This window comes from Arthrobacter sp. CAU 1506 (assembly GCF_005047635.1).
GTDB lineage: Bacteria > Actinomycetota > Actinomycetes > Actinomycetales > Micrococcaceae > Crystallibacter.
In genome coordinates, this window is sequence record NZ_SUKC01000008.1 from 166,709 (window position 1) to 187,134 (window position 20,426).

The following is a 20,426-nucleotide window of genomic DNA, read 5'->3' on the forward strand; positions in this document are numbered from 1 at the left end:
GCTAGCCTAACCCAGCGTATGGAGTCGTGTTTGGAGAAAAGTGGCGTGTTGTTTGGATGTAGACATCCAAACATGATTGAATCGGAACATGCCACAAAAGAGGTCGATCCCTCCAATTCCGGGCGGCGGAGTCTCAAGCGCCAAGTCTGGCGAGTTCGAATATGCCTTTCCTGCCATCCGCGGCGTCCAGGCGGGGCACGAGTACTACGTGACTATGTGCCCCCTGCGAATCGTCCCCCGCCTCTTCCTATATAATGAGGAGGAGTTGCCCCCGGAGATGCGCGCGCAGCGTTCCCTCAATAAAGCGCGGGTGCCTGAGATGGCGCGCTACATCGTGGAGAATCCGGACAGCTATATCTTCTCAGCGCTGACCGCCTCGGTGAACGCTGACGTGCGCTTTGAATCGCCGCTAGGGGACACCGGCCCTGCGGAGCGGGTCGGTACGCTGACGATCCCCATGTCAGCCACTTTTATAATCAACGACGGGCAGCACCGCCGAGCTGCCATTCAACAGGCTCTAACCGAGAATCCCGCTCTCGGTGACGAGACAATCGCCATAGTCATGTTCATTGACGTCGGCCTCAACCGTTGTCAACAAATGTTTGCTGACCTGAATCGCTACGCCATTCGCCCAGCAAAGTCGATCGGCGTACTCTACGATCATCGTGACCCGATGGCGGCCATCTCGAGGCTTGTCGTCTCCCAAAACCCGCTCCTCAGCGACTTGACCGAGATGGAGAGCAGCAACTTGGCGCCCCGCTCGCGGAAGCTGTTCACGTTATCTGCGCTGCACACAGCGACGAGTGCCCTGCTAAATGAGGTCAAGACAAACTCATTGACTGAACGCGTCGACCTTGCAACCGAGTTCTGGCGCATCGTCGCTGGCCAGTTCTCGGTGTGGCAGCAGGTCTACCGAGGTGAAGTCACGGCTGGTGAAGTTCGTCAAGACTTCATCCACACCCACAGCATCGCGCTGCACGCCCTGGGCCGAGTGGGCAACACCCTGCTCCGCGAGAGTCCCATCCCATACGCCTGGGAGGAGCGTTTGGGGAAACTGCGCACCATCGACTGGCACCGCAACAACGCTGATACTTGGGAAGGCCGCGCGACTACCGCCGGCAAGGTCAGCAAAAGCCGCACCAACGTGGAACTTACCACCGCATACATTCGAACCGTGCTTGGGATGCCGCTCCCTCCCGACGAACAGCGCGCAGAGGATGCTTTTACCCGAGGAGAGAAATGACGACGATCAGCCTGCCCATCCGCCCCCGGTCCCGGTCAGCCTTCGATGATCTCGGTTTCGCCGCTACGATCGACGGGCTAGTAGCCCAGACTCAGCAGCTGTATCTAGCTGACGGCGTACCGTGGGTTGTAGGCTATTCAGGCGGGAAGGACTCTACCGCGACGCTCCAGATCGTCTGGCTCGCGCTTCAGGGGTTGGAACCAGAGCAACGCACGAAGCCGGTGCATGTCATCAGTACGGACACGCTTGTCGAGAATCCTGTCGTCTCCGCATGGGTGACCCACTCGCTCGAAGTCATGGCCAGCGCAGCAGAGGCCCATCATCTGCCGTTGACTCCGCATAAGCTGACGCCCGCCGTTACCGATACGTTCTGGGTGAATCTCATCGGGCGCGGATACCCTGCGCCTCGCCCGAAGTTCCGCTGGTGCACCGAACGGCTAAAGATCAAGCCCTCGAACTCCTTCATCCGCGAGATGGTGCGCTCCCATGGCGAAGCCATTCTGGTGCTCGGCACCCGGAAGGCTGAAAGTTCCGGACGAAATGCTCGAATGTCAGCTCTCGAGTCACGGCGGGTTCGAGACCTCCTAAGCCCTAACGAATCCTTGCCGAACGCCCTTGTCTACTCACCAGTTGAAAACTGGTCAAACGATGACGTCTGGACATTCCTCATGCAGTCCCCCAATCCTTGGGGCTACTCCAACAAGGAACTGCTCACGATGTACCAAGGCGCCTCGGCCGACGGTGAGTGCCCGCTTGTCGTTGATTCTTCGACGCCCAGCTGTGGCAGCAGCCGCTTCGGCTGCTGGACCTGCACGCTTGTCGAACAGGACAAATCTATGGCAGCCATGATCCAAAATGACGAAGAGAAGGAGTGGATGCTGCCCCTTCTGGAACTCCGCAACGCACTCGATATCCCCGATGACCGTCACCTCAGGGATTTCCGCCGAATGAACGGCTCGGTGCAGCTCTTCCATGACCGGCCCATTCCGGGACCGTATACGCAGTCTGCCCGTGAGGACTGGCTGAGGCGGTTGCTAGAAGCACAGGTCTGGATCCGGGAGAACGGCCCGGAGTATGTCCGCTCGCTGGAGCTGGTGACCTTGGCGGAACTCGAGGAGATCCGACGAATTTGGGTCGTTGACAAGCACGAATTTGAGGACCATCTTCCCGGCCTCTATCAGGCTGCGCTCGGAGAGCCATATCCGGGCAAGCCGCTTGACGAGCACCTGCCTCTCGGGGCCGACATGATTAAGTCCCTGCAACAGGTCGTTGGGGAAGATCGCCTTCATTTCGAGCTGGTTCGTGAACTGCTGGATATTGAGCAGCGCCACCGCTCCCAGGTGCGGCGCGCCGGATTATTTGAGTCCTTGGAAAAAGCTCTTCGGCGTGGTTTCTACGACGACGAAGCGGACGCCACACTTCGGGCGCAGAAGCGCAAGACGGCTATGGATCGGACCGAGCAGGATCCGGAACCAGATGATCCTGACCCACTCGACATCGCCGATGGTTACGTGCGGGCGGTTTCGGAGTCCGCGTCATGATCCTGAATGAACTCGTTCTCCACAACGTGGGCACCTTCGCCGGACGGCACGTCATTGACCTAACTCCGCCCTCACCAGACAAGCCTATCGTGCTAGTCGGCGGCCTCAATGGTGCTGGAAAGACCACTTTTCTGGAGTCGATTCAGCTGGCTCTCTACGGTTCGCTCGCGCACGGCACCGGACGACGTGCAGGCGGCTACGAAAACTACCTCCGGGGCTTGATACATCGTGGCGTACCTGCAAGTGAAGGCGCTGTCATCGAACTTACCTTCACAGCGCACCAGGAGGGGGCGGAGCACACCTATACGGTGCGACGCAGCTGGAAGAACGCGGGCGCCTCGATCCGTGAACTCCTCTTGGTTTCCGTCAACGGTAGGTACGACCAGTCGCTGACCTCGACTTGGAATGAACACGTCGAGACGTTCCTCCCCCGAGGGATCGCTGGGCTCTTCTTCTTTGACGGTGAGCAGATCGAGGCCCTCGCCGACATGGACCGTTCCCGTCAGGTCCTCAGCTCGGCCCTTGCGGCCCTGCTTGGTCTCGATCTCGTGGAACGCCTCAGCACGGACCTCACTGTTCTCAAACGACGCCACAAGGGCGAGAAGGTGCCGGATGGTCTCCGTCAGATCGTCGAGGAGAAGAACCGACTGCTAACCGCTGGCCGCCAGGCTGAGGAAACTGCAGTCCAAGCCGAGGCAGGTCGCAGGACCGAAATGGAGCGCCGTCAGAAGGTACTCCATGAGGCAACCGAAGCGTATCGCGCTGCCGGGGGCGATCTTCTCGATCGACGCGAGTCGGCGGAAGCAGATGCAGGCATCGTGCGCTCGGGACTGGCACAGTGCGAGGACCACATCCGGCATGAGATTTCAGGGGTATCCCCACTGCTGCAGCTCGATGGACTTCTTGAACAGTTGGGTGACCAAGTGCACCGCGAGGCCGACGCCCAGCGCAACACCCTGATGCTTGAAGCCTTCGAAGCGCGCGATTTCGCTGTGCTCCGGGAGCTTCGAGGCGCCAACATGAATGGGGCTACGGTTGCCGCTGTCGAACAGCTCCTCAGGAGTGATCGAGATGGGCGGCGCGTCTTCGTAGATGCCGAGGAAATCATAGGATTCCGGGATCCGTCGGCGTTGGAAGCTTTGCTGACGACGACCCTCCCGGAGGCACGCAAACGCCTGCAGTCAGCTGTCGATCGGAGGGAAGAGCTCAAGAGCGAGCTAGACCAGGCTGAGCGAGTCTTGGCTGCCATACCCGATCCAGAAGCACTCGCCCCGCTCCGCCGGCAACGTGAGGATGCTCGCGACGAACTCCTTCGAGCCGAAGCTGCCCACACGGTTGCTGTCGAACTCGTCGCTTCCACACGCGCGGCCAGCGCCAAGGCCAACGCAGCTTACGAAGCTGCGCTAGACAAGGCAGCACTGGTGAATCTGACCGCCGACGACGATCGACGGCTGGTTGAGCACGTCGACCGTGTCCGTGCGACCTTGGAGGATCTGCGTATTGCTGCAGCACGCCGACACCTTGAGCGAATTTCGCAGTTGATCCTTGAGGCACTCGGCATGCTGCTCCGCAAGGAGAATCTCATCACCGACGTTCAGATTGACCCTGAGACGCACGAGGTATCGCTCACGGGCGCAGACGGTCGGCCGCTGCCCGCCAAGGACCTTTCCGCCGGGGAACGACAACTTCTGGCGGTCGCGCTCCTCTGGGGTCTGGCACGCGCATCGGGCCAGCCGCTCCCGGTGGTTATCGATACGCCGCTCGGGCGTCTCGACGGATCCCACCGTGAGCATTTACTGGAACGCTATTTTCCAAATGCCAGTCATCAGGTGGTGTTGCTGTCGACGGACACCGAAATCGACGAGGAGGCCTTCGCCCGCATTTCGCCCAGCACTGGCCTCACATACCACTTGGAATTCGACGTAAATGCCAATGCGACGCGCGTCGAAACCGGCTACTTCTGGGAGAAATAATGCCGATCGAACACATCCGCTTGTCGCAGACAGCCAGGGACCAACTCATCACGCTGAAGCGCCGCACGGGAATTCAGCACTGGAATGTCCTTTGCCGCTGGGCCCTCTGTCGTTCACTTGCTGAGCCTACCGCCCCGCCGGCACTCAATCTCACCTTGGACAGCAACGTTGAGATGAACTGGCGTACTTTCGGGGGCGACTTCGGCGACGTTTTGTGGGCACTGCTGAGGCTCCGCTGCCACAATGATGGCCTGCCATCGGAAGAGGAGACACTGGCGCAGCAGTTCCGGCTTCATCTGCATAGGGGCATCGGCTATCTCGTTGGAGACCCTCGGTCCTCCGATATCGCAGGACTTGCCAACATGGGTCTGAGTGAGCCGCCAGCTCCATCATGACCGACACGCCCATAGCGCGTCATAAGACGGCGCTCAGCCGAACAGGTCTCTCGCGGCCGATATCAACGGCAATCGCTGACGGTCTGTTGGGGCAGGATAATACGGTCTTCGACTATGGCTGCGGCAAAGGCGACGACATACGGCACCTTCTGGCCCTCGGTTATGCTATCGAGGGATGGGACCCGGTGCACCGACCGAATGTGGACAGACGAGCAGCCGAAGTCGTGAACCTGGGCTATGTTCTCAACGTCATTGAAAGCAAGAAAGAGCGTGCCCAGACCCTGCAGTCAGCGTGGGCTCTCGCAACGGGATTGCTTGTGGTATCCGCACGTTTGACGTGGGATGGCCGGAACCTCGGCGGGCGCCCCCTCGGGGACGGAGTCATCACGCGCACGGGCACTTTTCAGAAATTCTACGAACAGACCGAACTAGCAGATTGGATCGAACAGACGCTGGATGTCAAGCCGTACGCAGCTGCCCCGGGCGTCTTCTACGTGTTCCGGGATAAGGCGGCAGCACACCGATTCACCGCGTCGAGGATTTATACCTACCGCCCACGCATCACAATTGATCCGCATGTCCTCTATGAAGGGAATCAGAAAACGCTCGCTCCCCTGCTGTCCTTCATGCAGGCGCACGCCCGCCCGCCTCGGCCAGTTGAACTCCAGCGTGAGGAACTCTTGCGGATTCAGGATGTATTGGGAAGTGTAGGGCGCGCCGAGCGCCTGATCCGGCAGGTCACCTCTGACAGCTATTGGGAGCAGGTTGTCCTCCGGCGGCGGGCCGAGCTCCTGATCTACGTGGCGCTTTCCCGGTTTGGCCGGAGGCCCAGTTTCTCGCAACTGGACAGAGTCTTGGGCGCCGATATCCGAATGCTCTTCGGCGCTTATAGGGAGGCTTGTCTACAGGGTGATCGACTTCTTCTTGCCTGTGGAAACCAGGCGAAGCTATTTATGAGTGCCCGAAGTTCGAAAATCGGGAAGCAGACGCCTACTGCACTGTACGTGCACCACTCCGCTATGGCCCAGATCCCGCCCATACTCCAGGTCTATGAAGGGTGTGCGCGGGTGCTTGCTGGTACGGTCGAGCACGCCAACATGATCAAGCTTTCGGTGGCAGAACCCAAAGTTTCATATCTTAGCTATCCCGACTTCGACCGGGTTCCGCATCCGACCCTTCAGTCAGCCGTCACGGTCAATTTGCGGAATCTCACGGTCGACTTCAGGGATTACCGCACTTCGGAAAATCCGCCCCTCCTTCATCGCAAAGAAGAGTTCCTGGGCCCTGACGACACGAATCGAACTCGGTACGCGCGCCTCACTCGATCAGAGATGAAAGCCGGCCTCTACGATCATCCAGAGTGCATCGGAACGCTCAAAGGATGGATGGAAACTCTCGAGGCCGCACACGTGAAGATCCAAGGTCACCGGCTTATTCGCGGCTGACTCAGGCGGTCGGTCTCAGGTGCCGACCGTCTGAGACACTGCGGTCATTCGTCCGAGCCCCAGGGCGAGCCCTCGTCTCATCCCGGCTAGTAGGATTTTCCTGGTCGACTTACCATTTCACCCCGCCGAGTAGCTCATCGACGCTCATGGGTTTAATACCGCCCTCTTGAGCCAAAGCAGTAGTGACGACTTCGAGCACGACCAACGCCGCTGTCTGGTGGCGGGTGTTGATCTGTTCCTGGATGTACTCCAGCCCGCCGTTGGCGTACTCCTCGAAGATCCGGATCCGTTCCTCAAGACGGGCGGCGTCGAGGATCTCGGGGTCATCCGAAACGGCATTGACAGCGATCATGCTGATTAAGGAATCACTGTAGAGGGGGTTGGTCAACACATCGATGCGGATACCCTCGCCCCCTGTTCCGTTTAGCGGGACGCGCCGGTCCTGATTCCACCCGACGGCGGCGGCGAAGAGAAGAACATCGCGGTAAGTCGGGAAGCCGGCCTCTAGCTGCATCACTTCAATGAGCACAGCATGATCCTGTGGCCGCCTCGCGCGAACGTCTGTTTGTGGACTCGTCATCGAATCTCGATCTCCTGCAGCTTGGAGTACGCCGTCTCCGACGGCCGAATGTATGGGTAGGGTGTGCCGCTCAACTCGATGTCCTCCGGCTCGACTCCACTTCCAGACGCGTGACTCTGGATGACCCCGAGGTGGCTTAGGAAGGGTCGAAGTTCAGTCAGCACATTCCCGAGGCCTTGGCTCTTGCTCACCAGAACCACCAACTGCGGGGCCAATTTGGCAAGCGCCCTCGAAACCGCCGTCTGATAGTTTACGTCGAGTGATCCGAATGCCGCGTCCATGACGATTGGGTATACGCCTGCGTCCGGCGCACCACTGACTTCCGCATCCTGAAGCTCTTTGCTCTCCCGGGCCAAGGTCGAGACAGCGGCGACAAAGCTTAGGCTCAGGATCTGGTTCTCCCCAGTGGACTTGCCGACCGGAAGGTTCGTAACTTCGTCGTAGAGCGACAATTCGAAGTTTTCACTCAAAGTAGGAATGTAGGACTTTTTGAATGTGATTTCGCTGTAGATCTCCTTTAGCTTCGCGTCCAGGCGCCGTCTCATGTCCGCCTCTCGGATCGCAAGGATTTCTGCAAGCGCCTTTCGGACGTGAGTGACGAGGTTTGAGCGCCCCAAGGCACGAGCCGCCAGCTCATCCTCGATCTCGGCTTTGCTGCGTTCGCGGTTCTGGTGTTCCAGATCCTTCGCGATGGTCTGCAGATCGTTCTTCAAGCCGCCGATCTCCTGCAGGCGGGCGGCTATCCGATTATCGAGTTCAATACGTTTGCTCTCAAGGAGTGCGACCTCCTCGTGCCGGCTGTCCCGTAGCTTGTAGTCGAGTTCCGAGCTCTCCGCCACCAACTCGCTGATGCGATCATTCAGGTCATCGATTTCTTGGATGACGGTGCTGAGTGCTTCGCGAAGATCGTTACGGGCGCCTCCGATCAGCTCGATCTGGCCGCGCAATTTCTGCCACGCCGTCTCGACTTCCTGGAGTCCGGCCTTATGCCTCCACTCCTGAACCTGTTTCCATGCGGGCGAATGCTCGGCCAACTTGGTACCGCAGATGCAGGTCTCTTCGTCGAGCAGCTGGTCGACGAACTCGCGCTTGAGGGGAGCCGGAAGGGCGCCACGCCGGTAAAGGCTCTGTGCCATTGCCTCTGTCTTACCGCAGAGAGGATCGGTGAAGGCCAGAAACCCGCGGGTTGCGATCAGGTGAGAACGTCTGTTCTGAGCCGCTTCCATCTCATCGCGAGCGAGGTTTAGATCCTTACCTACCTGATCGCGTCTTTCTTGGATTGGAGCCGCTTCGGCGTGTTGTCGAAGAACGGCGAGGACCCCTTCTCGTTCTTCCGAGAGCGCAGCATGCTTGCCCTCGGACACGACAAGCGCATCTTTTGTTGTTGTCTCACGCTCATTCAGGTTGTCGATGGTTTCCTGAATCTTGGATAGGGCCCCACCGTCCTTTTTACGCAGGTCCGCCGTTACTTTGTTGTCGACCTTCTTAAGATGGGCTAAGGCTCTCTCCACTTGTTCGAGCCCTAGGAGCATCTTGATGTCTTTTTGGGCTTCTGCGTATGCGCCACCCGCAACCAGCTTCTCGATCCGCTCACCATTGAAGAAGAAGAAGCGACTGAAGCTCTCGGGAAGGATGCTCGAAACCTTGACTTGCGGACCCTCAACGATCTCAGAGGAGCCGTCCGGACTGGTCACCCACAACTGAATCTGGGGAGCGCCCGACTGCTGGAGATCGGATTCTTTGCGCAAGCTCATCGAGCGTAAGAGTCGGTAGTTGAGCCCCTCGTGCTCGAAATGGATGTCTACGGCGACGGTTATGCTGGCACCAATGGCGGTACGAGCCCACGCGCCGTCGCTGACCAAGCGGTTCTTCTGCTCGAGGTCGTCCGACAGAATGCCGTATAAGCACCATGTGAAAGCGTTGAGGAAGGTGGTTTTGCCGGCGCCATTCGCGCCAAAAAGCATGGCCACAGGGCGCACGTCGTCCGTTGAAAGGTCGAACGTCTGCTCACCTTCAAACTGACGGAAGTTGGTGAGAGTGATGGACTGTAATTTCAAGGCAGGATCTCCTTGACTACCGTGAGCAAGTCATCGGTTGCGTCGTAGGTGGATAGGTGCAATTTCGACCTCTCGATCTCTAGCACCCGCCTCAGCAGGTGCTGCTCCTCCTCCGTCAGTTCATCTAGCACCTGGCGCTCATTCCGTGCCTCAGCCATCGTGCCCGCTCCTTTCAGGTTTCCTTGCAATTTGTCAATTGGCTATCACAGGTCCATGAGTTGGTACCGCTCCTTCAGCGGACGCAGCACCTTCAGAGTTTCCTCGTAGTTCTCCGATAACCTACCGAACTCGTTGGCGCGCTGGAGTTCGCGGATCAGGAGTGTTCGCTCGACGTCGAAGTTGATCGGTGCGTCGGCGGGCGGCACCGCGAGGTAGTCAAAGATGATTGCATGCGTTTTGCCTTCCGCGCGCCGCAGCAGTCGTCCTCGACGCTGAATGAATTGGCGAGGGTTTGAGCTGCTAGCCAGCAGATAGCCGATTCGTGCATCGGGGATGTCAACGCCCTCATCGAGACATTTCATTGCTGCAAGGATCCGAAGGTCGTTGCCCGAGCTGAACCTCCTTAGTAGTTCCTTCCGTTTGATACGCGGCGTCTCGCCAATATAGTCATGAACTGAGAGGCGTAAGCCATTACCGATCATCCCCGTGACTTCGGAGAGTTGCCTTTGCCCCGGCGCTTCGCCGAATGGTCGGGGACATCGACCTTCAGCGCAATAGACCAGCTGAAACCAGCTGTCACGGTTTTCACGCAGGTCTGCTTCGAGTGCGGCGACCTTACCCCCGGCGTGCCCAAGTATGTTCGCCCGATCCCGTAATAGTCGACCAAGAACTGATTCGTCTTGAGAGTCCGCGATATTTTCGCCCGAGGCGATCCGTTGGGCAATCTGCGCGGTTAGATCGACATAGAACTGAGTTTCATCCGCAGCTAATTCCACTAGGCGGGGGTAATAGTGATATCGGGTGAGGGCGCCCATGGCAATCGCCTGACTCATCGGCAATTCAAATACGATCTCCCCGAAGTACTCGATGAGTTCATCGGTGCCTTCATCGTCGAACCAGCGCTCGGGTGTGGCGGACAGAGCCAGTCGGTATGTTGCGTTCGTTGGTAGCGCTGCCAAGTAGGTGGAGGATCCTAGGTTGTGCGCTTCGTCAGCTATCACGGCAAGGTGCTGCGAGATGCGCGAGAGCACTAACTGGAATTTAGAACCTGCGAAGGACGAGTTAGTTGCGACCATTACGACTAGCGATCGCTGGCCCATCCGAAGGGAGCTTAATTGGCTTTCGACAATCGGCTGCCACTTTTTGCTGGATTCATAAATCGCGATCGGTTTAACGCCGAACTCCTCGACCTCCGTGATCCATTGGTCGACCAGATGCTGCTGCGGAGCAACAATTACCGTCACAAGCGGCTGTTCGTGTTCCCTGAGGACGCGGCTCAGCTGGGTGACAGCGATCATTGCCGTTTTGGTTTTACCGGTGCCGGTCGCCATCTTGAGGATGCCCCGCCCCTGGTTACCCAGCCATGATTCGACAGCATTACGTTGGTAGTCGCGGACTGTCAGCCAATTGGGGATGGTGAGATGGGGAGGCTCCAAGGTGGCTACTGGTGCGGGCGTTAGGGCCGTGTCCCTTCCTAGCAGGGACGCTTTTGGGCGCTCTTTTGCCAGCTCGAGTAAGCGTGCGCGGGCCACGCCGGGGAAAGGTTCGATACGCAGGGATGGTGTCTGGTTGGACCACAGCTCTTGGAAGTCGCGCTCCAGGCGTAGTGCCCGGGCACCGTCGCCTGTCACCCATCCCTTGTACACTTCAACCGATTCGAAGTTTGCCATAAGGCCGCCGTAGGTTTCGTTGCTGCTGCCTGTGAAACCAACCAAGTCACCTAGATCGTCGCGGAAAATGCCGATCTTCTCGTGATAGATGCCGATGCGGCCTTCCTGCTCTATGAATGCCAATTTGATATCCAGCCGGCCTTCCGCGATGAGGCGCCCCAGCAGTCCGAGGCCCTCCAGCACAGCTTCAGAACCTTCCGAATCGAGTTCGCGAACGGTGGCGCGCTCGATAACGGCGCGCACATCATAGCCCCGCTCGATGTCGACGATGTCGTCTTCGTTGAGATGTGGAGATGCGATTAGGCGCATCGTCCCGCCACGCTCGGAGAACGTCTCGATTCCCCTTGCGTACAGCGCCAGACTGGTCGAGGTAAAGTAACCAACTGCGCGGCTGTAACTTGTAGCAACCGTAAAGGCCGGCACGAAGAAATTTGCGACAACATCTTCCTGGTCACTACGGTAGCGATCATTTAGGTGCAGTGAGCGAAGTCCTAGAGGTACTTCCGTCACAGCAAGTCCAAGATCTCGTCGACGTTACCGCGGTGCTTCGGGCGCTCAGCGCTGCCTCTCCCGTCTAGATGCTCGCGGATGCCGACCAGTAGTTCGGCAATATCCTCATCGCCGCGCTCTCGAAAAGCCCCAATAATGCTTATAACAGGGCTGGGCTCCGGCAGCCCGAGAGCAACGGCCAAGGATCGGCGAGCGCCCTCGGGGTCGAGGGTGTGGGCCGCTCCGGTCAGGCTGAGAGCGTCCAGAAGAGGCTGACCGACGGGCTCGCTGGCGGGCTCGAAGCTGAAACTACCGTCGTCCCCGAGCACTAGGAAAGCTTCTGTGTCAACTGCTATGTCCTGGTCCATTAAGAAGCGACGGATGGTTCCAAAGGAGGGCTGAGTACCCGTCCATGCGACAAGCTGTGGGCCAAGCGGCGAAGGTAATTGCCGCGACTCACCAGGCTGGAGGCCGACGATCTTGGCAATCGCTACAGGAGCGGCTGACCCGCTGCCCCGCAGATGGTCTGTGGTGATGCGGACGCGGTAGGCCCACGCGTCGGCCCTGCGGAATAGACGGCGCGTACTCGCGGGAGCTTTGCGGATTTCATGGTTTCCCGAATACAGCCGGACGACTCCGTCCTGGACCTCGAACGGTTTCATGTTGGCGTAGGCGATCACGCTGTTCGCCGTCACGGTGTATCGTCCCGTGATGTACTCGATCAGGTCATTCAGGCTGGCTCGTCCACCGCTCCTGGCCACCTGCTCCCGGATAACGGAACGGATACCAGCATACGCATCCATTCCCCACTCCCTCAGCGCCCAGAGGTCCCGATCGACACGTTCAAAGCGGTCGTCTTGGCTCAGCGCGTTCTTCACTGACCCAACGCTGCGATCAAACGAGAAACGGTCGACAATCTCCTGTCCGCTCAAAGGGGAGCCTCCCACCGACAGCACAGCGGCGGCATAGTCACCGACGGACCCGACACGTGTGTAAACGGCGTCTCCATCTACGATGTAACCGCAACGCCGCAACCACGCAGCCGTTAGCTCGGGCAGCCGTCCCGGCTGACTGGACTCGACCAGGTCAAGCTCGTCGAGCCGGGCGACACCGTATTGGTCTGCCCGCTCCTCCAGCTGAGTTCGCGTAAGCATTTCAGCGGACTGCATAGTCGGCACAACACACCAGCGGTCCTCGATTTCGTACGCGTCGTCCAGCCCATCTAGCACACGCCAAACGGGCTGACCCACGAAATCGATTGCTTTTCCGAGCGCTGGCATCAGGGCAAGCAGGTCGTCAAGCGGACGAATTGTTCCGATAAGCGTGCGGGCGGTATCCGCGACCATCGCTAAGGGGCCACCTTCCGAGATGAAGCCGAGCATGGCACCGCGAGCCTTGCCCTCAATCTGACGGATACGCTCACGGGTTACGCCGTACGATCTACCAATTTCATCCAGAGTGAGGGGAGCGTCTGCGAACAACCTGTTCGCAAGAACGTCTACGGCCCGTTTATCCAGTGTTGCAAAGGCTTTGTCGAATAGGGCGGCGACATCTGTCTCGGACTCGCCATCCAGAATTTCCTCAGCCCGCAGCATTTCGAGCCGGCGCCTGGCCATGAGCACTAAGCCGGGACTGCCCGGGGGCAATGGGGCCCCAAGCAACGGCTGCTCCGGCAGGCCAACAACAGCGTACCAAGCGGCAATTTGCCTAAGATCTTCGATGACGGACGCTAACTGAGCTGGCGGTGCCTCCGGCTGTTGCTCTTCATCCGAAGATGCAAGGGTGGTCACTGTGGGGGTAGTGGCGGATGCCGAGGAGTCTGCCAGCGCCTGCAAGATGGAGTCTATTGTGCCGACACCGATCTGGCGCCACTCCATCAATTCATAAAGTCTGAGCGGGATAAGGTCGCCGGCTGTGCTGCAACTATTACGTCCGAGGGCGTTGACCGCCCTTGCCGGTAGGCGGATCTCGAGTAGGTTTAGCTCGGGGTTCAAACCAGGAAAGATTTGCCCGACGGTCCACTGTGTGAGTCTCTCCATAGCAAGCTCAGAGACGTGTGCAAGCCTCTGAATACGAGTCGTCAGACTCACGCCGTCGATCATTTCCGTCCAGGTTGGAAGGGTGCCAGGCTCAGCAACTCCCTTTAGCCAAGGGAAAGCGTCGAGCCAACTCCGCGGACGCTGGTCGTCAAAGCCTCGCACTAGCTCGTCAGTCATGCGATGAGCCCCCTTCCTCCACCGTTGACCGGACCGCCCGATATCCGCGGCTTGTACGGTGGTCCGGCCAAACTGATGTGGCCCGCGACGCCGTGACTTTTTCATCTCGGAGGTACATGGGAAGCGGCTCATGCCCCCAGCAAGCACGGAATACCCGCAGCAGCGGGCTGCAGTCAGTAATGACCTTCGCTGGTAGGGGCACCCACTTGAGGGCGCTCCCTGACGGGGAGAGGTCCGCGCTGCGGGGATGTGTGGAGCATTCCTGTCGATGATGGCACCATCCCGTGTGAAACCAGTACACTTCCGCAGGAGTTATTGATGCGCGGACCCAGATGCCACCGCTCACTAGTTCCCCCAACACGTGTATCGATTCACCTCAGTCTATCGTCAGCGTGCAAATAAAACACCCATTTGATTTCGGGTGGGCCGGGATATCCGCGGGCGAGAGGAGTTCCTATTTATGTGGCGCGGCGGGCTTCGGCTGGATAGGCGGGGCTAGGCGCACGCGTTAAGGTGGTTCGCTGTCACGAAATACGTCTTGCGTAATCTTCTTTGACGACTTCGAGGTGGAGCCAGGAGTCGGTGCGGCTGACGCCGGGGAGGCTGCGGATTTCTTCGAGCTGGGCGAGGAGGTCGCGGGGGGATTGGGCGGCGAGGGTGGCGATGGCGTCGAAGCGGCCGACGGTTTGGGCAACGAACTCCACGTGCGATGAGCTGCGCAGGAGCTCGAGGACGGCGTCATTGTCGCCGGAGAGGTTGAGGCCGACGCCCATGGAGAGTTGCCGGCCGCCGGCGCCGCGGGACTCGACGGCGCTGATCCGGATGATCCGGGCGTCGAGCAGGCGCTGGACCCGGGAGCGTACGGCGGTGGGCGTGAGGCCCACGGCGGCGGCGAGGTCGCGGTAGCTGGTCCGGCCATCCTGCTGCAGGATCTCGATCAGCTGGGTATCGACGCCATCGATGGTGACCTCTCCGGCGTACTGCGAGATGAAGAAGCCCTTGACCAGGCGGGTGTAAACCAGCGTGTCGATATAGGCCACGTCGGGGTGCTCGCGCAGCCGGGTGAGCACGCCATGCAGTTCGTCGTGGGTGGCCACGCGGATCTCGGCGACCAGGTCATGCGTGCCGCCGACCGCGGAGACCAGCACGGCCTCCGGCCAGTCGGCCAGCCGCTCGGCAATATTGCGCACCGGCCCGGACGCCACCACGGAAACGTGCGCGATCACATGCTGGCCGAGGAACGCGGGATCCACCGCGGCCACCACCCGGACGGTGTGGGTGTCCAGCAACTCCCGCAACCGGGCGGACACCGTGGCCCGCGGGAGGCCGAGATCACGGGCCAGGTCCTGATAGCTGGCCCGGCCCTCCTGCTGCAGGGCGCGGACGAGTTTTGTGTCGATCGTTTCGGTGTAGTCCGCCAAAGTTTCCTTAACCTCCCAAGTGAGCACCGCCGTCGTCAATTATCCAGTGATGCAGCCCACATGCAAGCACATTCGGAAAATAGTGCGCCAGAACCTGCGCAAAACTGAATTCAACAGCGCCTAACGCAAAATTTCTGCTCTTGTCGGATCTTGGCCGCCGCCCTACAGTTGCATGGATCACACCGGCATCCATGCCTACACCCCAAGGTGGAAGACCATGTCACACACATCAGCAACCCGGCCGCAGTTCAGCCACGCCAGGGCCCGCCGCGCAGGATTCGCGGCCTTCGTCGGCACCGCCATCGAGTGGTACGACTTCTACATCTACGCCACGGCCGCGGCCCTGGTCTTCGGCCCGCTCTTCTTCCCGGAGGCGGACCGGCTGGCCGGCATCGCCGCGGCCTTCGCTACCTACGCGGTGGGCTTCCTGGTCCGGCCGCTGGGCGGCGTCATCTTCGGGCACATCGGCGACAAGTTCGGCCGGCGCCCGTCGCTGGTGATCACGCTGCTGGTGATGGGCCTGTCCACCGTGTTGGTGGGCGTGCTGCCCACGTACGAGAACATCGGCTCCTGGGCCGCGGTGCTGCTGGTGCTGCTGCGCGTGCTGCAGGGCCTGGCCGTGGGCGGCGAGTGGGGCGGCGCCGTGCTGATGGCGGTGGAGCACTCGCCGGAGAAGTACAAGACGTTCTACGGCGGCTTCGCGCAGCTGGGCAACCCGGCCGGCGCGCTGGGCGCCACGCTGATCTTCGGCATCCTCTCCGCGCAGGGCGAGACGTTCCTGGTGGACGGCGGCTGGCGGATTCCGTTCCTGCTTTCCGTGGTGCTGATCGGCGTGGGCTTCTGGGTCCGCTACCGGGTGGAGGAATCCCCGGTGTTCGAGGACAAGGTGGCGGGCCAGGAGCAGTCGGTGCCGATCAAGTACGCGCTGGGCAAGAACTGGAAGCCGATCCTGATCGGCATCGGGCTGCTGCCCATCTCCACCGGCGGCTACTACCTGGCCACCACCTTCGCCACCGCCTACGGCACGGATCCGTCGGTGGGCCTGGACGAGACGCTGATCCTCAACGCCATGTCCGTGGCGGCGTTCTTCGAGCTGATCACCTGCCTGGGCATCGCCTGGCTGGGCGACAAGTGGGGCCGCAAGCGGGTGATGGCCATCGGCCTGATCGGCTCCGTGGTGTTCATCGTGCCGCAGTTCCTGCTGATGTCCACCGGACCGGAATGGATGATCTTCGTGGCCTTCGCCGTGGTCCGCGTGGCGATGAACTTCACCTACGCCCCGGTGGCCACCATCCTGTCCCAGCTGTTCAAGCCGCAGGCACGCTACACCTCCATCTCGCTCTCCTACGGCCTGGCCGCCGCCATCTGGGCCGGCCTGTCCCCGCTGGCCGCCACGCTGCTGTGGGACGCGACCGGCACGGTGTGGTCGGTGATCGGGCTGTTCGCCGCGATGGGCGCACTGGGCCTCGTCTGCCTGGCGATCGCGCCGCAGCACGTTGACGACGATGTTTACCCCGGCGCTGTCGGTTCTGCCGACGCCGGTACCGAAGGTACTTGGAACAAGGAGAGCTTTAAGTAATGCGCAAGCTGAAGACGTTCGACGACGCCGCCGACTTCCAGCCGCTGCTGGTCACCGCCGGCACCATCCACACGCTGGACCCCTCCGGCAAGGGCGCGACGGCGATGCTGGTCGCCGCCGGGCGGGTAGCCGCCGTGGGCACCGAGGCGGAATGCCGCCAGACTGCGGCCGGGCTGGGGCTGCGCGAACCGGAGCACCAGGACCTGGGCGACGCCGTGGTGGTCCCCGGGTTCGTGGATCCGCACGCGCACCCGCTGATGTACGGGCAGATGAAGACCTGGGTGGACTGCGGACCGGACCAGGCCGGAAGCATCCCGGAGATCGTGGCACTGCTGCGCGCGGCCGCCGAGACCGCCCCGGCCGGGCAGCCGGTGCGCGGCTACGGCTACGAGCACCGCAACCTGGCCGAGGGCCGCCACCCCACCCGGCAGGAGCTGGACCAGGTGGCCGCGGACCGCGAGGTGTACCTGATGAACGCCTCCGGCCACGGCGGCGTGGTGAACAGCTACACGCTGGAACTCAACGGCATCACCCGGGATACCCCCAACCCGGCCGGCGGCGAGTTCTTCCGCGACGCCGACGGCGAGCTGACCGGCGAGCTGTCCGACGCCGCGTGCAACATCCTCACCGGGCTGAACGGCGTGAAGGTAGGCCACCACGGACCCAACTTCCACCTGGCCGACGCTCCGGAGGAACACCTGCGCCAGCTCTCCGCCGCGCAGCAGGACTTCCTGGCCGGCGGCGTCACCACGGTGGGCGACTGCCAGGTGTCCCGGCGCGAGTTCGACATGTACCTGCGGCTGGCCGAGGCCGACCAGCTGAAGATCCGCTACAGCATGTACTTCCTCTCCCACCTGCTGGAGGAGGGGCTGGAGATCGGCATGACCGGGGCGTTCGGCAACGCGCACCTGAGCTTTGCCGGCTTCAAGTTTTACGCTGACGGCACGCTGGGCGGCTGGACCGCCTACTTCCCGGACGGCTATGTGGGCGACCCGTGCCGCACCGGCCAGCTGTATCACGACCCGGCCGACTACGCGGCTCTGATCCTGAAGGCGCACGCCGCCGGGCTGCAGACGGCCACGCATGCCCAGTCGCCCACGGCGCTGGAGATGGTGATCTCCGCGATCGAGGCCGCGCAGGCCGAGCACCCGGACTCCGACGCCCGGCACCGGATTGAGCACTGCGGGCTGCCCGCGCCGGAGCAGATCACCCGGATGGCCGACGCCGGCATCTTCCCGGTGAACCAGCCGCAGCACTACTACAACTGGGGCGAAGGGGTGACCGCCGCCGTCGGCACGCCGGGGGAGCGGTTCAACCCGCTGGGCGAGTTCGTGGAAGCCGGAGTGCCGGTGACCCTGAGCTCCGACGCTCCGGTGGCCGAGCCTCGCCCGCTGGAAGCGATCCAGGCGGCGGCGACCCGGGTGACCCGTCGCGGGCACCAGTTGGGATCGGACGCGCTGCGGATCACCGCGGCCCAGGCACTGGAGGCGCACACGCTGAACGGCGCCCGGGCGCTGGGCCGCGAGGACGACCTCGGCTCGTTGGCGGTGGGCAAGCGTGCCGACTTCGCCGTGCTCTCCGCCGACCCGCTGGTGGTGGCGCCGGAGACCATCGCGCAGATCCAGGTGCTGCAGACCTGGGTGGGCGGCAAGGCGCAGTATGCCGCGGACGCTACCCGGGAGCCGGCGCTCGCCGGAGACAGCCATGTCTGAGCAGGCCCTGTCACAGCCGGCCTTGTCTGACCGGGCCCCGCTGCCGACCCAATCCCAAGCCGGGCCGGGCGCCCAGTCCGTCCCCGCCGTCGAACTTCCGGACGGCGTGGTGGCGGAGAACGTGGGCCTGACCGTGCTGACGCTGCTGCACAACTACGGGATTGACGCGGTGTTCGGCATCCCCGGCACGCACAACCTGGAGTTTTACCGGCATCTGTCGCCGCTGGGCATCCGGGCGGTGACCAGCCGGCATGAACAAGGTGCCGGGTACGGCGCCGACGGCTGGTCGCAGCAGACCGGGCTGCCCGGCGTCGTCATCACCACGTCCGGGCCGGGCCTGCTCAACGCGCTCTCCGCAGCCGGCACCGCGTACTGCGAGTCGCGGCCGCTGATCATCCTGTCCCCGGGCGTGCCCGAGGGCGAGGAGTTCGCGGACGTCGGCGCGCTGCACGAAACCAAGGACGCCACCGGGGCCGCCGGCGCGATCGTGGAGTGGTCGCGCCGCGTCCATACCGGGACCGAGGCCGCGCAGGCCATCCACGACGCGTTCGAGCTGTTCCGCTACGGGCGCCCGCGGCCGGTGCACATCGAGGTTCCGCTCAACGTGCTCGAAGGCCCCAGCGACTGCCCGGCGGAGCTGCTGGAGCCGGCCGCCCCGCACGAGCCGGCGGGCGCCTCCGCGCAGGCCATTCGGCACGCCGCGCAGCTGCTGGCCGAGTCGCGCCGGCCGGTGATTCTGGCCGGCGGCGGTTCGCTGCGGGCTGGCGTGGAGTTGCTGCAGTTGGCCGAAGTACTGGACGCCCCCGTGGTGACTACGCTCAACGGCAAGGGCGCGGTGCCCGAATCGCATCCGCTCTCGCTCGGCTCGGACATCCGGCTGCCCGCCGCGCAGCAGCTGTGCGAGGAAGCGGATGTCTTGCTGGTCATCGGTTCCAAGGTGGGCGAGGCCGAACTCTGGTTCAACCAGCTGCACCCGAGCGGCACGGTGATCCGGGTGGACATCCTGCCGGGCCAGATGGCCAAGAACATTGTGGCCGACGTTCCGCTCGTCGGCGACAGCGCCGCCGTCGTGCCCCAACTACTCGCCGCCCTCGAGGAACACAATCCCCCGGTGGTCGACCAAGCGAGCGCCAGCGAGCGCGTGGAGACCGGGCGCGTGGAGAACCGAGCGCGTGGAGACCGGGGCGCCGACCGCGTGGCCCGGCTGCGTCCGGTGCTGCGCGATGCAGCCCGCGAACTGGCCCCGCCGCTGGCTGCGCTCGCCGAACAAGTGGCCTCCGTGCTGCCGGCCAACGCGGTGCTCGGCGGCGATTCCTCGCAGGTGACGTACTTCGGCACCGCCAGCTTTGTGCCGCAGGAGCGGGCGCACTCGTTCCTGTACACGCCCGCCTACGCCACGCTGGGTTACGGCCTGCCGGCGTCGATCGGCGCCAAGGTGGCCGCGCCGGACCGGCCGGTGGTCTGCGTGCTCGGCGACGGCGCGCTGATGTTCGCCGTTCAGGAGCTGGCCACCGCGGTGGAGCAGCGGCTGGACCTGGTGGTGGTCTGCGCGGACAACGGCGGCTACGGCGAGATCCGGCAGAACGAACTGGACCGCGGGATCGCTCCGGTGGGCGTGGACCTGGTCCAGCCCGACTGGGCTGCCCTGGCCACCGTCTTCGGCGGCCACGGCGAACGGATCACCGCCGCCGAGGACTTCGCCCCGGCGCTCGCCGCAGCCATCGATGCCGGAGGACTCCGCCTACTCCACGTCCCCACCGCCTTGTTCGAGTAACCCGGCGATTCGGTGGTCGCCGGGTCTCTACTCGGCGCTGGCGCGCCTCCTTTGACCACCGGCGCCACCCGGTGGTCGACCAAGCGAGCGCCAGCGAACGCGTGGAGACGCGAGCGCACCGTCCGGCGCCACGCACCGCCGTCGTACTTTCCTCTGCACCTTATTAACAGCA

14 protein-coding genes are annotated in these 20,426 nt (G+C 62.2%); 8 read left to right on the plus strand and 6 right to left on the minus strand.

Features of this window, described 5'->3' with window-relative positions; translation table 11 throughout:
• Positions 1-88: 88 nt before the first annotated feature.
• The 5 genes from dndB to E4J89_RS11185 are packed head-to-tail and all read left to right on the plus strand — an operon-like array spanning position 89 to position 6,597.
• A complete protein-coding gene (dndB, locus tag E4J89_RS11165; protein ID WP_136786208.1) occupies positions 89-1,243 on the plus strand; it encodes a DNA sulfur modification protein DndB in 1,155 nt (384 codons plus the stop codon).
• Positions 1,240-2,784, plus strand: coding sequence for a DNA phosphorothioation system sulfurtransferase DndC (dndC, locus tag E4J89_RS11170; protein WP_136786209.1), 1,545 nt, complete (start codon positions 1,240-1,242; stop codon positions 2,782-2,784). The genes dndB and dndC overlap by 4 nt, the downstream gene beginning before the upstream one ends.
• Positions 2,781-4,757, plus strand: a complete 1,977-nt coding sequence (gene dndD, locus E4J89_RS11175) for a DNA sulfur modification protein DndD (RefSeq protein WP_136786210.1) — start codon at positions 2,781-2,783, stop codon at positions 4,755-4,757. The genes dndC and dndD overlap by 4 nt, the downstream gene beginning before the upstream one ends.
• A complete protein-coding gene (gene dndE / locus E4J89_RS11180; RefSeq protein ID WP_136786211.1) occupies positions 4,757-5,152 on the plus strand; it encodes a DNA sulfur modification protein DndE in 396 nt (131 codons plus the stop codon). The genes dndD and dndE overlap by 1 nt, the downstream gene beginning before the upstream one ends.
• Positions 5,149-6,597 carry a DNA phosphorothioation-associated putative methyltransferase gene (locus E4J89_RS11185; RefSeq protein WP_136786212.1) on the plus strand — a complete coding sequence of 483 codons (1,449 nt, stop codon included), beginning with the start codon at positions 5,149-5,151 and terminating at the stop codon, positions 6,595-6,597. Before dndE ends, E4J89_RS11185 begins: the two co-directional genes overlap by 4 nt.
• Positions 6,598-6,706: 109 nt before the next feature.
• Here E4J89_RS11185 and E4J89_RS11190 read toward each other — a convergent pair whose 3' ends face one another.
• From E4J89_RS11190 to E4J89_RS11210, 6 genes are all read right to left on the minus strand, one after another.
• Positions 6,707-7,177 (minus strand): DNA phosphorothioation-associated protein 4, encoded by a 471-nt coding sequence (locus E4J89_RS11190; RefSeq protein WP_136786213.1) that lies wholly within the window; start codon positions 7,175-7,177, stop codon positions 6,707-6,709.
• Positions 7,174-9,234, minus strand: a complete 2,061-nt coding sequence (locus E4J89_RS11195) for an AAA family ATPase (RefSeq protein WP_136786214.1) — start codon at positions 9,232-9,234, stop codon at positions 7,174-7,176. Before E4J89_RS11195 ends, E4J89_RS11190 begins: the two co-directional genes overlap by 4 nt.
• Positions 9,231-9,365 carry a hypothetical protein gene (locus E4J89_RS19890; RefSeq protein WP_276606343.1) on the minus strand — a complete coding sequence of 45 codons (135 nt, stop codon included), beginning with the start codon at positions 9,363-9,365 and terminating at the stop codon, positions 9,231-9,233. The genes E4J89_RS11195 and E4J89_RS19890 overlap by 4 nt, the downstream gene beginning before the upstream one ends.
• A 72-nt stretch (positions 9,366-9,437) precedes the next feature.
• Positions 9,438-11,573 carry a DEAD/DEAH box helicase family protein gene (locus E4J89_RS11200; RefSeq protein ID WP_136786215.1) on the minus strand — a complete coding sequence of 712 codons (2,136 nt, stop codon included), beginning with the start codon at positions 11,571-11,573 and terminating at the stop codon, positions 9,438-9,440.
• Positions 11,570-13,654: a sigma factor-like helix-turn-helix DNA-binding protein gene (locus E4J89_RS19735; protein WP_169303986.1), complete on the minus strand. Its 2,085-nt coding sequence runs from the start codon at positions 13,652-13,654 to the stop codon at positions 11,570-11,572. The genes E4J89_RS11200 and E4J89_RS19735 overlap by 4 nt, the downstream gene beginning before the upstream one ends.
• Positions 13,655-14,292: 638 nt before the next feature.
• Positions 14,293-15,216, minus strand: a complete 924-nt coding sequence (locus E4J89_RS11210) for an Lrp/AsnC family transcriptional regulator (protein WP_240691855.1) — start codon at positions 15,214-15,216, stop codon at positions 14,293-14,295.
• A gap of 190 nt (positions 15,217-15,406) precedes the next feature.
• Between E4J89_RS11210 and E4J89_RS11215 the strand changes: the two genes are divergently transcribed.
• The 3 genes from E4J89_RS11215 to E4J89_RS11225 are packed head-to-tail and all read left to right on the plus strand — an operon-like array spanning position 15,407 to position 20,254.
• Positions 15,407-16,768, plus strand: a complete 1,362-nt coding sequence (locus E4J89_RS11215; RefSeq protein WP_205754474.1) for an MFS transporter — start codon at positions 15,407-15,409, stop codon at positions 16,766-16,768.
• On the plus strand, positions 16,768-18,480 hold the full coding sequence (locus tag E4J89_RS11220) for an amidohydrolase (RefSeq protein WP_136786218.1): 1,713 nt from the start codon (positions 16,768-16,770) through the stop codon (positions 18,478-18,480). Before E4J89_RS11215 ends, E4J89_RS11220 begins: the two co-directional genes overlap by 1 nt.
• Positions 18,473-20,254, plus strand: coding sequence for a thiamine pyrophosphate-dependent enzyme (locus E4J89_RS11225; RefSeq protein ID WP_136786219.1), 1,782 nt, complete (start codon positions 18,473-18,475; stop codon positions 20,252-20,254). The genes E4J89_RS11220 and E4J89_RS11225 overlap by 8 nt, the downstream gene beginning before the upstream one ends.
• The last annotated feature ends 172 nt before the right edge of the window (positions 20,255-20,426 follow it).

Bases quoted from the DNA above. Each gene is read 5' to 3' on its own strand.
- dndC (WP_136786209.1), top strand. From the start codon at position 1,240: ATGACGACGATCAGCCTGCCCATCCGCCCCCGGTCCCGGTCAGCCTTC.
- E4J89_RS11225 (WP_136786219.1), top strand. From the start codon at position 18,473: ATGTCTGAGCAGGCCCTGTCACAGCCGGCCTTGTCTGACCGGGCCCCG.
- dndD (WP_136786210.1), top strand. From the start codon at position 2,781: ATGATCCTGAATGAACTCGTTCTCCACAACGTGGGCACCTTCGCCGGA.
- dndB (WP_136786208.1), top strand. From the start codon at position 89: ATGCCACAAAAGAGGTCGATCCCTCCAATTCCGGGCGGCGGAGTCTCA.
- E4J89_RS11185 (WP_136786212.1), top strand. From the start codon at position 5,149: ATGACCGACACGCCCATAGCGCGTCATAAGACGGCGCTCAGCCGAACA.
- E4J89_RS19735 (WP_169303986.1), bottom strand. From the start codon at position 13,654: ATGATCGACGGCGTGAGTCTGACGACTCGTATTCAGAGGCTTGCACAC.
- E4J89_RS11190 (WP_136786213.1), bottom strand. From the start codon at position 7,177: ATGACGAGTCCACAAACAGACGTTCGCGCGAGGCGGCCACAGGATCAT.
- E4J89_RS11215 (WP_205754474.1), top strand. From the start codon at position 15,407: ATGTCACACACATCAGCAACCCGGCCGCAGTTCAGCCACGCCAGGGCC.
- dndE (WP_136786211.1), top strand. From the start codon at position 4,757: ATGCCGATCGAACACATCCGCTTGTCGCAGACAGCCAGGGACCAACTC.
- E4J89_RS11220 (WP_136786218.1), top strand. From the start codon at position 16,768: ATGCGCAAGCTGAAGACGTTCGACGACGCCGCCGACTTCCAGCCGCTG.